The sequence below is a fragment of the Methylobacterium sp. GXS13 genome (genome assembly GCF_001455965.1).
Classification (GTDB): Bacteria; Pseudomonadota; Alphaproteobacteria; order Rhizobiales; family Beijerinckiaceae; genus Methylobacterium.
Window position 1 is genome coordinate 11,149 of record NZ_LKKO01000002.1, and the last position, 15,101, is coordinate 26,249.

11 protein-coding genes and 1 pseudogene are annotated in these 15,101 nt (G+C 71.9%); 7 read left to right on the forward strand and 5 right to left on the reverse strand.

Annotated elements, in window-relative coordinates; all coding sequences use genetic code 11:
* Positions 1-131: 131 nt before the first annotated feature.
* Positions 132-3,617, reverse strand: a complete 3,486-nt coding sequence (locus AO398_RS03365) for a DUF3971 domain-containing protein (RefSeq protein ID WP_058190631.1) — start codon at positions 3,615-3,617, stop codon at positions 132-134.
* A gap of 176 nt (positions 3,618-3,793) precedes the next feature.
* Here AO398_RS03365 and AO398_RS03370 point away from each other — a divergent pair, with 176 nt between their 5' ends.
* The 7 genes from AO398_RS03370 to AO398_RS03395 all read left to right on the forward strand — a co-directional run bounded on the left by AO398_RS03370 (position 3,794) and on the right by AO398_RS03395 (position 10,078).
* The gene (locus AO398_RS03370; RefSeq protein WP_058190632.1) at positions 3,794-4,261 is read left to right on the forward strand and encodes a peroxiredoxin; all 468 of its coding nucleotides are present in this window, start codon (positions 3,794-3,796) and stop codon (positions 4,259-4,261) included.
* A gap of 68 nt (positions 4,262-4,329) precedes the next feature.
* Complete coding sequence (locus AO398_RS03375) at positions 4,330-5,493, forward strand: M23 family metallopeptidase (protein ID WP_058190633.1); 1,164 nt, start codon at positions 4,330-4,332, stop codon at positions 5,491-5,493.
* A 286-nt stretch (positions 5,494-5,779) separates the two neighbouring features.
* On the forward strand, positions 5,780-6,343 hold the full coding sequence (locus tag AO398_RS03380; protein ID WP_058190634.1) for a Uma2 family endonuclease: 564 nt from the start codon (positions 5,780-5,782) through the stop codon (positions 6,341-6,343).
* A 62-nt stretch (positions 6,344-6,405) separates the two neighbouring features.
* Complete coding sequence (locus AO398_RS03385; protein WP_058190635.1) at positions 6,406-6,747, forward strand: hypothetical protein; 342 nt, start codon at positions 6,406-6,408, stop codon at positions 6,745-6,747.
* Between the two features lie 130 nt (positions 6,748-6,877).
* On the forward strand, positions 6,878-7,729 hold the full coding sequence (locus AO398_RS03390) for a DUF1206 domain-containing protein (protein WP_058190636.1): 852 nt from the start codon (positions 6,878-6,880) through the stop codon (positions 7,727-7,729).
* A gap of 91 nt (positions 7,730-7,820) precedes the next feature.
* A complete protein-coding gene (locus tag AO398_RS28940; RefSeq protein WP_201025703.1) occupies positions 7,821-7,979 on the forward strand; it encodes a hypothetical protein in 159 nt (52 codons plus the stop codon).
* A gap of 98 nt (positions 7,980-8,077) precedes the next feature.
* Positions 8,078-10,078 (forward strand): SDR family NAD(P)-dependent oxidoreductase, encoded by a 2,001-nt coding sequence (locus tag AO398_RS03395; protein WP_058190637.1) that lies wholly within the window; start codon positions 8,078-8,080, stop codon positions 10,076-10,078.
* A gap of 51 nt (positions 10,079-10,129) precedes the next feature.
* Here the strand turns inward: AO398_RS03395 and blaOXA are convergent, their stop codons facing one another.
* From blaOXA to AO398_RS03415, 4 genes and pseudogenes are all read right to left on the reverse strand, one after another.
* Positions 10,130-10,933 (reverse strand): class D beta-lactamase, encoded by an 804-nt coding sequence (gene blaOXA / locus AO398_RS03400; protein WP_244498652.1) that lies wholly within the window; start codon positions 10,931-10,933, stop codon positions 10,130-10,132.
* 58 nt (positions 10,934-10,991) lie between these two features.
* Positions 10,992-11,912, reverse strand: a pseudogene (locus tag AO398_RS03405) (NAD-dependent epimerase/dehydratase family protein).
* Entirely contained in the window at positions 11,909-12,934 is a 1,026-nt protein-coding gene (locus AO398_RS03410) for a glycosyl transferase (protein WP_058190639.1), read from the reverse strand. The pseudogene AO398_RS03405 and the gene AO398_RS03410 overlap by 4 nt, the downstream one beginning before the upstream one ends.
* 69 nt (positions 12,935-13,003) lie before the next feature.
* Positions 13,004-15,046 (reverse strand): protein meaA, encoded by a 2,043-nt coding sequence (locus tag AO398_RS03415; RefSeq protein WP_058190640.1) that lies wholly within the window; start codon positions 15,044-15,046, stop codon positions 13,004-13,006.
* Between the last annotated feature and the right edge of the window lie 55 nt (positions 15,047-15,101).

Sequence of the window (15,101 nt, forward strand, 5' to 3'; positions counted from 1 at the left end):
CTTCATTGCGAGCGCAGCGAAGCAACCCAGGGATCCGCCACGTTCGGGGAACGCGCGCTGCGCTGGGTTGCTTCGCTGCGCTCGCAATGACGGTGCGGCACACGAAAACGTGCCGCCGGACGGGATGAAGCTCAGCGTTCGCCCTGCGGCACCGCCGGCACGCCGTCCGCGAAGGGGCCGCCGCCGGCGCTGAACAGCTTGCGCAGGAAGCCCGGGGCGATGGCCGAGAGCGGGTTCACGCTCACGTCCGGGGAGGCGAGCTTGCCGGAGACGCGGAAATTGACCGCGAACAGGCCCTCGTTGTGCCCACCGCCCAGCAGCGGCCCGAGCAGCGGCAATTGCGAGGCGACGTTGTTGAGCCCGTAGAGCGGCACGAAGGTGCCGGTCATGTCGGTGCGTTCCCGGCCGGTATCGAGCCAGCCCGACAGGGTGAAGCCCATCGCGGCGTTCGAGATCGCGGCGTCGCTGAAATCGACCCGGCTGCCGCTGCGCACGAAATTGGCGCGCATCCGGTCGAAGGTCACGTCCCCGGCTGCCCGACCCGGGGCGATGCGGCGGCCACGAGCCGTCTCGGCCTCGGAGGGTTCCGGCCCCTGCGCCATGATGCTCGACAGGGCCGGCTCGTTGCGGAGCGAGAAGTCGCGGATCTGGACCACGCCCGCCTGGGGACCGTCGTTGAGGCCGATCCCGGCGGTGAGGCGCCCGCCATACATCCGCCGGTAGACGTCGACGAAGCGCAGGGTCGCGCCGGCATCGGCGGATTCCACGGCCAGCGTCGGCACGCCGCGCTCGCCCCTTGTGACCGTGGCGGCGAAGGGCGCCGCCCGGAACCGCCCGGTGATGTTGGCGGCCCGCAGGGTCCGGCCGTGCAGCGACAGCCGCAGGTTGGCGTTGGTCAGCGCCTCGTCGTTGAAGCCCGCCACGATCGGCACCTGGATATCGGCGTCGATGTCCTTCGGGTTGGTTTCCTTCGTCTCCTTGCCGCCCTTGGCGTCCGGGCCGCCGAGCGACTTGAGGAACGGCCGCGCATCGACCACCGCGCCCCGGACCAAGACCTTGTAGCCGCTGCCGGTGCGGTCGAGGCTCACCCGCAGATCGTCCCCCGGGGACAGCTTGACGCTCGTCAGGTCGGCACGCTCCAGGCCGCCTTCCGGGCTGATCGTGAGGCTGCCGCGGGCGGTGGCCGGAGCGGCGTCGAGAGCGAAGTCGCGCAGATCGTAGCTCTGGCCGTTCTCCACCAGGGTGAAGCTGACGCGGCCCGGCTTGCCCGCCAGCTTCGTCAGCCCGGGCACCAGCCCGTCGATGCCGGCCTTGGCGAGATCCGCCTCGACCTTGATCGGCGGCTTCCCGGATCCCGGCCGGCCGATCGGCACCACGGCGCGGACCGGGATCGTGCCCGAGAGCTGCGGCGCGGTCGGCAGGCCCTTCTTGGCCCGCAGGGCATCGTCGAGGGCGAGGGTGACCACCGCCTCGCCGGGCTGGCCGACCTTGGGCTGGCGCATGTCCACCGAGATGGGGGCGCCCGCGACCCGGCCGTCGCCCTTCAGCGTGAAGGCGCCGCGATCGTACAGCAGGGAGAACTTGCCCGAATCCAGGCGGTCCTTGCCCATCACCTTGTCGACCGAGAGGTCGGAGAGCGTCCCCGACAGGGTCACGGGCAGGCTCGGCAGGTCGGGCACGTGCTTGAGATCGAGGGGGAAGTCGACCCGCAGGTCGGCATTGCCCTTGATCGTGGCCGGGTCGAGATCCACGCTCATCAGGCTCTTGAACAGCTTGGCCTGGAGCACGGAGGCCATGCCGTCTGCGCCGCCGGTGAGCCGCATGCCGATCTGCGCCACCACCCGGTCCGGCGTGATCTGCGGGATCACGAAGCTGCCGTCCGAGATCGCCAGCCCGCGGCCGTCCGGGCCGCGGACCTCGGCGGTCACGTTGCGCACGGTGGTCGAGCGCCCGGTGATCGTCCCGGAGACGTTGCCCTTCACCACGGGCGGCGCGTCGGCGGTCACATCGAGGGCCGCGTCGGAGACCCGGAAATCGATATGCACCGCGTCGTCGGGGGCCGGCTCGGCCTGGGCGGCGGCGGCCAGCACCGTTCCGGACATCTTCACGCGGATATCGACCGCATCGATCCGGCCGCGGCGCAGCTGGTCCACCAGGTAGGTGCGGGCCGGCGGCGCGATATGTTCCGGCCACAGGCGCAGCCCGGTCCGGACCTCGCCGTCATGGCCCAGGATGCGCAGCGTCAGGCCGCCCTCGTCGGCCGTGGTGCCGATCGTGCCGGTGATCACCCCCTGCACGCCCGGGGCCGAAACGTTGAGGGCGTCGATGGCGATGCCGCCGTCGCGGCCGGTCAGCTGCGCGTCGAGCGCGTCGATCTTCACCGGCGCGTCCTTTGGGGTCGCCCCGCGCAAGACGGCGTCGCGCCCCGCCAGCGTCGCGGTCCAAGCCGTGGCGGCGTCCGGCGGGCTTTCCGTCCAGGCGCCGGTCAGGTGAACCGCGTTGCCGGCTCCCCGGTAGTCCAGCCCGGTCAGCGACATGACCCGGCCGGCCTCGTCCCAGTTCAGGGTCGCGTCCAGGCTCTCGACCGTGACGGGGTTGAAGTCCTTTTCCTCAATCAGGAAGGTGCCGTCTCCGGTATGGACCTTGGCGTTCATGGTCGTGATCCGCCCCGCCACCAGGCTCACGTCGGCGCGGGCCGAGAGCTTGAGATCGGTGGTCAGCGGCAGGCTCGATTGGCCGGAGAGCAGCAACAGGTCGGGGACCGGCAGGTCGTCCAGGGTAATGACCCCCGAGCGCGCCAGTCCCTTGCCGTCTTGCCCCTTGCCCTCCTGCCCCTCGCCGGCCCCGCGCAGGGCGCCGCCGAAACGCCACTCCCCGTGGGGGCCATCGAGCCGCAACTCAAAGTTGCGAGTGCCGTTTACGGGATCGCGCCCGAACAGGCCGTTGACCCGGGCGAACACCGCGCGCTCGCGGCCGTCGTCGTCGATCAGCCGCAGGCGCGCATCGGTGATGCGGGCGGCATCGAGGGCGCCGACGACGCCGCTGGAATCCAGCACGACGCCGAAGATCGAGGCCAGGGTCGCCGAGAGCGGTGAGACCTTGCCCCGGGCATCGTCCACGCTCGGCGGCGTGTGCGGCTCGATATCCACCGGGTGATTGGCCTCGGAGGCCGCGAACGCGATCGATCCGTCCCGGTGCACGAGGGCGGTGGTCTGCGTCTCGCGGAACTCGATCGACCGCGGCTGCAGGTTGAGGTGCAGGAGGCCCCAGGGGTCGAGGCTGACCACGGCCAGCGGCGCCCGCACCACCAGGTCGCCCTGCGGATTGCGGATGTCGAGGCCGGAGAAGCGCAGGCTCAGGGCGTTCTCGCGGTCGAGCTCAAGGCTGCTGCCGCGGATCCCGATGCTCCAGCCCGGGCCGATCCGCTCGGTCCCCGCGGCCGCGACCCGGCGCGACAGGGCGTCGATCTGCAGCGGGCCGTTGGACAGGCGCAGCACGGCCAGCCCGATGCCGCCGCCGACGAGCAGCACCAGGGTGAGCGCGCCGACGAGGCAGAACCCGCCCCAGCGTCGCGCCCTCCCCCGAGGCTTGCTTGCCAAGGTCGTCTCGTCCGCCATCGGGACCCTTGTTCCGCGGGCTTCGCACGCGGAACTCCGCGGCCGGTGGATCGAAGCGCGGCCCCGCTTTACAGCGGGCCTGACTCCGAGTTCTGGTCGGGCGGCGCGGCGCAACCTCATGGTGCTGCCGCGCACGGCGGGACTGCACACCATCAATCGGCCGAAAGGAAGGCACGATGCCATTGTCAGAGGGCGATCCGGCCCCCGATTTCGACCTCCCCGCCTCGGGCGGCGGGCGGATCGCGCTGTCCGCGCTCCGTGGTCACAAGATCGTGCTCTACTTCTACCCGAAGGACGACACGAGCGGCTGCACCCTGGAGGCGCAGGACTTCAACGGCCTGCTGCCGGCCTTCGGCGACACCGCTGCGAAAGTGATCGGCCTGTCGCCGGATCCGGTGAAGAGCCACGACAAGTTCTGCGGCAAGTATGGCCTCGCCTTCCCGCTCGCCTCCGACGAGGACAAGGGCGTGCTCGAGGCCTACGGGGTCTGGGTCGAGAAGAGCATGTACGGGCGCAAGTACATGGGCGTGGAGCGCACCACCGTGCTGGTCGACCGGGAGGGGCGCATCGCCAGGATCTGGCCGAAGGTGAAGGTGCCCGGCCATGCCGAGGCGGTGCTGGAGGCTGCCCGGGCGCTGCCCTGATCGGGCGGGCCGCGACGGATCCTTAACCCTAATCGGGTCTGAATGGCGGCTCCCACGGGGCCGTCTTGATGCATCGCCCGCCGCTCTCCAAGATCCCCGCCGCCGGGCTCGCCCTTGCCCTCGTGTGGGCGCTCGGGGCCTCCTACCTGATCGTGTTCCACGACGACGTGCTCGCCGGCTTCGTCGCCCGCCAGACGGCGATGCGCGACGCCTACGAGGCCCGGCTCGCCGACCTGCAGGACCGGCTCGACCGGACGGGCCGCGACCGGGCCGGTGCCGAATCGGGCCTGGCCGAGCGGGTCGCGGCGGCTTTGGAGCGCCAGGCCGAGCTGGAGCGGCGCCAGGCGGCGCTGGCCGGACTCGGAACCCGGATCAACGATCCGCTCACCACCGGGGCGCTGCCGCACCCGGACGAGCCCCCGGACGGGTTCGGCCTGCGCGGGGGGGGGGCGGGCGGGGTGCCCCGGTTCCCCGCCCTTCCCCGCCGCAGCGCCATCGACGCCGAGACCGGGCTGATCCGGCTGGAGGCGCGCCTCGACGGCCTGCGGGCCGCGCAGGGTGAGCGCCTCGCCCGGGTGGTCGAGCGGGCCGGCGACACGGTCCGGCGCCTGCGCGGGCTGATCGGCCGCACCGGCCTCGACCCCGACCGCCTCGATCCCACGACGGCCGGAACTGGCGGCCCGCTGGTCCCCCTCGACGCCCGCGCCCTGGACGGGACCGGCATCGCGAACGGCTTCGCGAGCACCCTGGACTTGGCCCGCCGGACGCTGGGCGACGGCGAGCGCCTGCACCGGCTCGCCGCAGCACTGCCGCTGCGCCGGCCGATCCGCGGCGAGCCGGTCGTGTCGAGCCCGTTCGGCACACGGCTCGACCCGTTCACCCGGGGGCTGGCGATTCATACCGGCCTCGATCTGAAGGCCGAGTTCGGCGAGCCCGCCCGCGCCACCGCCCCCGGCCGGGTGAGTGCCGCGGACTATGCCGGCGGCTACGGCAATATGGTCGAGATCGACCACGGCCACGGCGTCGTCACCCGGTTCGGCCACCTCGCCCGCATCTCCGTCCGCCCCGGCCAGCGCGTCGCCGCGGGGGACATGATCGGCGCCGTCGGTTCGACCGGGCGCTCCACCGGGGCGCACCTGCATTACGAGACCCGGATCGACGGCGAGCCGATCGACCCCCAGCGCTTCCTCGAGGCCGGCGGCGACCTCGCGGCGGCGCTCGCCATCGATTGAGCCGTCGCCGGAATCAAGGACTGATGATAGCGTGGCGCCTCCGATCGGAGGCCGCCATGGCATCGGCCGTGAGGCGCGCCGCCCGCATGAGCGTCGCCGAATATTGGCGCTGGGTCGAGCCGCGCTGGGATCTGCTCGACGGCGGGGCCGGACGAGGTCGTCGACCTGCCGGAGTTCGGCGGCGCCCTGCCGGTGGGCGAGGCCTACGCCCGCGCGGCCGTCTGAACCGACGCTGTTGCGGGCGCCATCGCGGGTGCTACCATCGCGCTGGGATAGGAGGGCGGCGATGGCTTTGGCCGCAAGGCGCGACGCGCGCATGGGATTTGCCGAGTTCAGGCGCTGGGTGGAGGACCGCCCGGATGCGGAGCGCTGGGAACTCCTCGACGGCGAGCCCGTGCTCATGTCGCCGCCGCGGGAGCGCCATCAGGCGATCGTCGCTAATCTGATCCGCCGGATCGGTGATCTCGCGGATGGACAGGGCTGCCGCGCCATGCCGGGCCTTGGGATCGTCAGCGCGGAGCAGGACCACTTCGTGCCGATTCCGGACGTGGTGGTGCGCTGCGGGCCGCCGCTGCCCGACGGCTATGCCGACGACCCGTTGCTGGTGGCCGAGGTGCTGTCGCCCTCGACCATGAGCCTGGACCGGGGGCGCAAGATCGACTTCTACCGCACGGTGCCGAGCCTCAAGGTCCTGCTGATCGTCTATTCCGACGAGGCCCGCGTCGAGGTGTGGCGCCGGGAGGCCGACGACTGGACCGTGCAGGCGCTCGGCCTCGACGGCAGCCTTGCGCTGCCGGAACTCGACGGCATCGTGCCGGTAAGCGACATCTACCGCGGACTCGCCGTCTGAGCCCCCGCACCCGATCTCCACGCGCCGGTCTCCCCGGCCCAGCAGAGCGTCAAGGCACCGACTTGCCCCACTTCGAAGATTTCTACGCGGCCAAGCTGCGCGGCGCCCTCGGCGTGACGGACGCGGAATCCGTGCTCGACCTGCGCGGCGCCAACCGGGCGACCGCGGAGGCGTCCCTCAAGGACATGCTGGAGCGCAGCCGCTTCGCCAAGGGCAAGACCGTGGCGATCCGCCTGGACCCGCCACCAGAGGGCGGCGGCGAGACCCTGTTCCAGCCGGCCGGCCGCCTGCTCCTCGACGCGAAGCGTCGCGGCCTGATCGAGCGCCTGCACACCCTGCCGGCCCAGGACGGACTAGGGTTCTACGTCGCTCTGTCCGGCCGCGCGGAGCGGACGCCCATGTGAACCGGTGTGATCCGGCCCCCGGTGTAGAGCTGGCAACGGATCGGGTCCGGACGTCCGGGCGTTAATCGGTCCCACCCCACCGGAGGCCGCTCGTGCCGAACCCAGAACTCCGCCCCGCCCGGTGCCGCGCATGAGGCCCCTCCCCGGCGGGCGCAACACCATCGAGCGCATCGCCCGCTTCGGATACGGCGCCCGCGGAATCGTCTACATCGTGGTCGGTGCCCTGGCGCTGCTTGCCGCCATCGGCCAGGGCGGCCGGGCCGGCGACAGCAAGGATGCCCTGCGCGCCGTCCTGAGCGGCCCGTTCGGCGCGGTCCTGGTCGGGGTGATCGCCCTGGGGCTTGCCGGCTTCGCGCTCTGGCGCCTGGTCGAGGGCGTGACCGACGCCGACCGGCGGGGGACCTCGGCCAAGGGGCTGGCGGTGCGCGGCGCCCACCTGATCAGCGCCGCGATCTATCTCGGTCTGGCCGTCAGCGCCGCCTCGCTCAGCCTCGGCCTCGGGATGAGCGGCGGCGACGGCATGCATGACGGCACCGCGTGGCTCCTGGCGAAACCCTACGGCCGCTGGCTCGTGGCGCTCGGCGGGCTCGGGGTGATCGGCGGCGGCTTCGGGTTCCTGGGCAAGGCCTGGCGGGGCGACGTCACCGACCGGCTCGCCCTCGACACCCAGGCCCGCGACCGCTGGGCCGGGCCGGTCGGCCGCTCCGGCTACGCGGCCCGGGGCATCGCCTTCCTGATCATCGGCGGATTCCTGGTGGCGGCGGCCTGGCACCAGCGCTCGTCGGACGCGAAGGGGCTGACCGAAGCCTTCGCGCTGCTGCGCGCTCAGCCCTACGGCTGGATCCTGCTTGGCCTGGTCGCGGCCGGGCACGCCGCCTTCGGAGCCTTCGGGCTGATCCAGGCCCGGTACCGACACATCGACGCCCCCGACATCGACCGGGTCGATGACGCGGCCGGGGCGGCGGTCCGGGCGCTCACCTGAAAGATAAGTCTTTGTAAATCGTCGCCCATGCCCCATGTAGAGTTCACCCTCCGCGCAATCCCGTGCCCTGGGCGACGATGCGGAGGCGACAATGGCCCGGACTTTGATTACTGGTCGAGCACAGACGGTTACGACCGAGGATTTCAACGAGCGCGTCAAGACCCTGCTCGTCGACAAAATCTACCCGCTCAAGGGTCGGACCTACCAGAAGAACTTCAAGACCGGCTTCTCCGGCGCGATCGTCAAGTAGGACGATCGACCGGCCGGGCGCACTCCTGAGGCGTCCGGCCCCGCGTTGACAGGGCGGATGCCGCGGCGGATACCGCGCGGCACCCCATCCGGCCCCCGATGCAGCAGCGCTTCTACAAGATCGCGGTGATGGTGGCCCACGACCTCGCGGCGACCGCCGCCGCCGTGGTGCTCACCTTCCTGTTCCGCTTCCAGGGCGGCATGCTGGACGAGCGGCTGCACGCCCTGCCGCTGCTGCTGCCGCCGTTCCTGCTCTTTGCCGGCCTCGTCTACGGCCGGTTCCGGCTGTACCGGACCAAGTGGCGCTTCGCCTCGCTGCAGGACCTCGCCGGGATCGTCCGGGCCGCCAGCGTCCTGGCGCTCGCCCTGTTGGTGATCGATTGGGTCCTTGTCTCGGCCGACCTCTACGGCTTCTACTTCTTCGGCAAGATCGCGATTTTTCTGTACTGGGTCCTGCAGATCTTTCTGCTCGGGGGCGCACGCCTCGCGTTCCGGTACCTGAAGGACACCCGCTCCCGGCAATCGAGCGCCCGGGCCGCGACCGTGCCGACCCTGCTGCTCGGGCGCGGGGCCGATCTCGACGTGCTGATCCGCGCCATCGAGGCGGGCTCTGTCAAGAAACTGGCGCCCCGCGGGATCCTGTCGCCCCGGGCGGACGAGACCGGGCAGTTCATGCGCGGCGTGCCCGTGCTCGGTGGTTTCCGGGATCTCGAACGAGTGGTGGCGGAACTGGCGGCGAGCGGCGAGCCGGTGCGGCGGCTGGTGGCCGCCCCCAGCGCCCTGGTCCCGGAGGCCGCCCCCGACGACCTGATCGCCCGCGCCCGGCGCCTCGGCCTGCCGCTGGCCCGCGTGGTCGGGCTCGGCGAGGGTGCGCAGGGCCCCGAATTGGCGCCCCTCGAGATCGAGGACCTGCTCCTGCGCCCCACCGTGGCGATCGACCGCCCGCGCCTCGAGGCGTTTTTGGCCGGCCGCCGGGTGGTGGTGACCGGCGGCGGCGGCTCGATCGGGTCGGAGATCTGCCTGCGGGCCGTGGCCTTCGGGGCCGCCGCGGTGCTGGTGCTCGACTCCTCGGAGCCGGCTTTGCACGGCATCCTCAGCCATCCGGCGATCCTGTCCGCGAAGGCCGTGGTGACCGGCGTGCTCGCCGATATCCGCGACCGGGAGCGGGTCCATCAGGTCATCGCGGCGTTCCGGCCCGATTGCGTGGTCCATGCCGCCGCGCTCAAGCAGGTGCCCTACCTGGAACGTGACTGGCAGGAGGGCATCAAGACCAACGTCTTCGGCTCGATCAACGTCGCCGAGGCCGCGGTGGCGGCGGGCGCGCGGGCGCTGGTGATGGTCTTGACCGACAAGGCGATCGAGCCGGTTTCGCAGCTCGGCGTGACCAAGCGCTTCGCCGAGATGGTCGCCCAGGCGCTGGACGCCGAGCAGTCGGCCAGGCCGGACCATCCGACCCGGCTGATCGCGGTGCGCTTCGGCAACGTGCTCGGCTCGGTCGGCTCGGTGGTCCCTGTATTCAAGGGGCAGATCGCCCGGGGCGGCCCGGTCACGGTCACCGATCCCGACATGGTCCGCTATTTCATGACCGTGCGCGAGGCCTGCGACCTCGTGCTGACCGCGGCCTCCCACGCCGACGGCGAGGGCCGGACCGCCCCGGAGGCGGAGCGCGCCGCGGTCTACGTGCTCAAGATGGGCCAGCCGGTGCGGATCGCCGAGCTCGCCGAGCGGATGATCCGGCTGGCCGGGTTCGAGCCGGGGGCCGAGATCGAGATTGCGTATACCGGCGCCCGGCCCGGCGAGCGGCTCAACGAGATCCTGTTCGCCCGCGAGGAGCCCCGGGTCACCCTGCCGGGCATCGACGGGGTGATGGCGGCTCGCCCGGTCTTCGCCGACCGCGCCCGGCTCGACGCCTGGGTGGCGCAGCTGCGGGCGGCCGTCGCGGCGGGTGACCGGGCGGCCGCGGAGGCCGTGTTCGAGGCGGCGGTGCCGCATTTCCGCGAGCGCCACGCGCAAAGGCCGGCCGGGCGGGACCTGGCTTCCGCCGAGGCGATGGTCGAGGCCGAGCCGCCGGTCGGTGCGGCGAGCCCCGCGGTCGGTTGATCGAACCGGCGGGTTCGGCACGGCGAGAAGTCCCGGCAGGCCACCGCGCGATCAGCGTCCCGCCTCGGTAAGGACTTGGGGCAGCTCGGCGATCATCGCCGCGCGTGCTCGGATCCCGGCCGGGCCGGTCTCGCGTCGGTCGTCCTGAATGAGGCGCGCGAAAACCACGGTCGCGGCGCCGCGGCGTGCCCAGCCGACGAACCATCCGTAGCCATGCGTCTCGTCGAGGGAGCCATCCGGATTGCGCGGGAAGCCGGTGCCGGTCTTGCCGTGGATCTCCCAGCCATCCGAGGTGGGGCCGATCTGCGTAAGGGTTTCGGTCATCGCCAGAGCCGCGTCCGAAACGGGCAGGTCATACCGGACGAGCCGGCTCAGGAAAGCGACCTGTTCCAACGGGCTGATCGCCAGGGATGAACTCAGCCACGCGCGCGTCAGGCCATCCGCTTTGCCGGCATCGCCCGACACGTCCGCATTGCCGTAACTGAACCGGGTTACGTAGGCACGGAACCGATCCGCACCTAGCGCGCGCGTGACACGCTGGGAGTACCAGACCACGGAGTCGCGGATCCAGCTCTCGGGATCGACGGTCCTCCGCCAGGACGGATTCCAGGCCGCGTCGCCCTCGCGGAACGGGAGGGCCGGGTTGTGCACGTCCATGAGGAATCCGGCATCGAAGCCCATCAGGCTGATGGCGATCTTGAACGTCGAGGCCGGCGTGACCTGCCGATCGCAATCGCCGCGCTGGAGCAGGATGCGGCCGTCTGTGGCGTCGGCAATCGCGGTGCATACAACCTCGCTCGCATGCGCTGGACCGGCGAACGCGATGAAGCCGAAGAAGATTGCTGATATCCGCATGACGATCGCGACCATCATTGAGGCGTTGTGCTCGGGTCCGGGTGCGTCGGCGCGGCACTCAGTCGCCCTCTCGCGCCAGCCGGGCCAGCCCGTCCCGTGTCGGCGCGGCCGGGCGCCATCCGAGCGCCGCGAGGCCGTCGGCGCGAGCTTCCAGGCCCTCGGCCACCCGGGCGAACAGCGCCTCGCGGCCAGTCAGCCGGCAGGTGAGCCCGAGGAGGCCGACCGGCACCGGGACCAGCCCGGGCTTGCGGCCGAGGCCGGCGCGCAGCGCCGTGAGCATCTCGGCGAGGCTGAGCGGATCCGGATCGGCGGCGATCAGGGCGGTGCGGATCGGGTCCGGCGCCCGCAGGACCGCGTCCACGGCCCCCGACAGGCTCTCCAGGGAGATCAGCGACCGCCGCGCCGCGAGGCCGCCCAGCGGGAGGGGATAAGGGCTGCGGGCGAGCCGCAGCAGCGCGGCCATGTTGCCCTTCACGCCCGCGCCGTAGACCAGCACCGGGCGGAGCGCGACCCAGTCGAGGCCGGTCTCGGCCAGCGCCCGCTCGGCCTCCAGCTTGGAGCGGCCGTAGGCGTCGGTGGGCCGGGGCTCATCGCCCTCCCCGACCGCGCCCGGCGCGCTGGCCCCGACCTGCGCGCGGATCGAGGACAGGAACACGAACCGGCGCACCCGCGCGCGGGCGGCCGCCTCGGCGAGCTTGCGCGTCGCCTCGGTGTTGAGGGTGCGGTAATCGTCCTCGGGCGCCCCCTACATGGCGTGGGCGAGACCCGCCGAGTGCACCACGGCGTCGACGCCGCTGAGCGCCGCCGCCATGTTGATCGGACGGGTCAGGTCGCCCACCACCGCGCTCGCGGCGCCGTCCGGCAGGGACGTCGGCCGGCGCAGCAGGACCCGGACCTTGTAGCCGCGGGCGGTGAGGTCGGCGAGCAGATGGCGGCCGATGAACCCGGTGGCCCCGGTGAGCGCGATCAATCCGGTCACGAGTGGGCAACCCCTTCGGCGGGCGCGCGGGCGAAGCGGCGGAGCAGGGCGGCGACCAGGGCGAGCCCGGCCGCGAGCGCCCCGAGCGTGACCGGCCAGGACGGCCAAAACAAGGTCGCGGCGGCGAGCCCGGCCAGCACGAGGTTGACCGCGAACACCCGCGCCACGACGCCCGAGACGGTCAGGCCGTTATCGGTGGCGCGCTGGTAGTAATGGCCGCGATGCGCCTCCCAGACCCGCTCGCCCCGGGCGGCCCGGGCGGCCAGCGTCAGGCTGGCATCGGCGAGGTAGACGAGCGGCAGCAGCAGGGCGGCGGCAAGTCCGCCCGCCAGGGCCAGCTGGCACAGCAGCCAGGCGGTGACGAGCCCGATCGGCAGCGAGCCGACATCCCCGAGGAAGAGGTTCGCCACCGGCCGGTTGAACGGCGCGAAGCCCAGCATCGCCCCGAGCAGGCAGGAAGCCACCAGGGCGGGCAGCGGCGGCAGGTATCCCGCGAGCCCGAGCCCCAAAAGCGCCCCGGAGACCGGGACGATCTCGGCCACCGTCAGCCAGTCGAGCCCGTCCATGAAGTTCGTCAGGTTGACGAACCAGACCCCCGCCAGCAGCGCGAGCCCGCGCTCGAGCCAGAGGGGCGCCCCGGGCAGCAGCCGGCCGTCGAGCTGCCAGACCAGCACGCCGACGACGCCCACCGCCACGGCGAGCCGCAGGGCGGCCGGCAGCGGGCGCAGATCGTCCACGGCGCCGAGCAGCGCGAGCACCAGGGTGCCGCTCGCGAGCCGCACCCAATCCGGTCGGCCGCCGATCTCGGGTGCCGCGATCAGGAGGCCGGATATGGTCACGAGCGCCGTCACCACGGCGATCCCGCCGCCCTGGGGCGTCGGCACCGTGTGGCTCGACCGGGCATTCGGCCGGGCCAGGGCGTAGCGCTGCAGGGCCGGGCGCAGCCGCAGGATCAGCCCGGCCGACAGGGCGGCGGTGAGCAGGACGGCGAGGAGGAGGATCGTTGCGAGGGCGGACGGCATGGCGCCGTCCTACGCGATCCGCGGCGCGATCGGGAAGCCGCGCACGCCCGGATCCCGGCCTGCGCTGCCTCAGTAGACCTGCGCACCCTCCCGCGCCGGCTCCGGCGGGCTGCCCTGCCGGTCCAGGCTCTTCTCCACGACCTTGGCGAGGCCGATCATGATCGCGTCGATGGCGTAGTCCTTGGGTGTGTAGACCGCGCGCACGCCCATGTTCTTGAGGACCAGCTCGTCCTCAGGGGAAATGATGCCGCCGACCACCACGGGGATGTGGTCGAGCCCCGCCTCGCGCATCTGGGCGCGGACCTCGCGGACCAGCGGCACGTGGCTGCCCGACAGGATCGACAGGCCGACCACGTGGGCGCCGGTCTCCTTCGCCTTGGCGACGATCTCCGCCGGCGTCTGGCGGATGCCGTCATAGGTGACGTCGAAGCCGACATCCCGGGCGCGCAGCGCGATCTGCTCGGCGCCGTTCGAGTGGCCGTCGAGGCCCGGCTTGCCGACCACGAGCCGCGGGGTCTCGCCGAGCCGCTCGCCGAGATCGGCGATTAGGAGCTTGGCCTCCTCGGCCGCCCCGGAGGAGACGGTTTCGAGGCTGACCCCGGTGGGGGCCCGGTACTCGCCGAACACCTGCCGCAGGCGCTCGCCCCACTCGCCGGTGGTGACGCCGGCCTTCGCGGCCGCGATCGAGACCGGCATGATGTTGGCGCCCGAGCGCGCCGCCTGCTCGAGGGCCTCGAGCGCCTGGCCGACCGCTTGGTCGTCGCGCTTGCTGCGCCAGTCCCGGATGCGCCCCTGCGCCTCCATCTCCACCGTCTCGGACACGGAGAAGATCGCCCCCTCCCCGGCGGTGAGCGGCGAGGGCTCGCCCTGCTGCCACTTGTTGACGCCGACCACGATCTGCTCGCCGGCCTCGATCGCCGAGATCCGCTTGGCGTTCGACTCCACCAGGGCGCGCTTGAGGGCGCCGGTCTCCACCGCGGCGACCGCGCCGCCGATGCCGCCGATCCGCTCCAGCTCGGCCCGGGTCTCGGCCTTCAGAGCCTCGACCTTGGCCTCGATGACCTTCGAGCCGTCGAAGATGTCGTCGTATTCCAGAAGATCGGTCTCGAAAGCCAGGATCTGCTGCATGCGCATCGACCATTGCTGGTCCCAGGGCCGCGGCAGGCCGAGCGCCTCGTTCCAGGCCGGCAGCTGCACCGCCCGGGCGCGGGCGCGCTTGGAGAGCGTGACGGCCAGCATCTCGATCAGGATGCGGTGGACGTTGTTCTCGGGCTGCTGTTCCGTCAGGCCGAGCGAATTGACCTGCACGCCATACCGAAAGATGCGCTTCTTCGGGTCGTCGATGCCGTAGCGCTCCTGGGCGATCTCGTCCCAGAGCTCGGCGAAGGCCCGCATCTTGCAGATCTCCGTGACGAACCGCAGCCCGGCATTCACGAAGAACGAGATCCGCCCGAACACGTCGGAGAAGCTCTTCTCGTCGAATTCGGGGTCGTCGCGCACGGTGTCGAGCACCGCGATGGCGATGGCCAGCGCGTAGGACAGCTCCTGGACCGGCGTCGCCCCCGCCTCCTGCAGGTGGTAGGAGCAGACATTCATCGGGTTCCATTTCGGCACGTTCTGGGTCGTGAACAGGATCACGTCCTTGGTGAGCCGGAGCGAGGGCGCGGGCGGGAACACGTAGGTCCCGCGCGACAGGTATTCCTTGATGATGTCGTTCTGGGTCGTGCCCTGGAGGGCCTCGAAGGGTGCGCCCTGCTCCTCGGCCACCGCCAGGTAGAGCGCCAGCAGCCACGGGGCCGTGGCGTTGATGGTCATCGAAGTGTTCATCTGGGCGAGCGGGATGTCCTGGAACAGGGTCCGCATGTCGCCGAGATGCGCGATCGAGACGCCGACCTTGCCGACCTCGCCGCGTGCCAGCTCGTGATCGGGGTCGTAGCCGGTCTGGGTCGGTAGGTCGAAGGCCACCGACAGGCCGGTCTGGCCCTTGGCAAGGTTGCCCCGGTAGAGGGCGTTGGACTCCGCGGCGTTGGAATGGCCCGCATAGGTGCGGATGATCCAGGGTTTATCGCGGGGCGTCTTGTCGCCCGTGGTCTCCGCGACGCGCACGCCCATCCTGGCCTCCGTGTGGTCTTCTTCACTATCCGCGCTCGGGGCGCAGTCTTGGCCG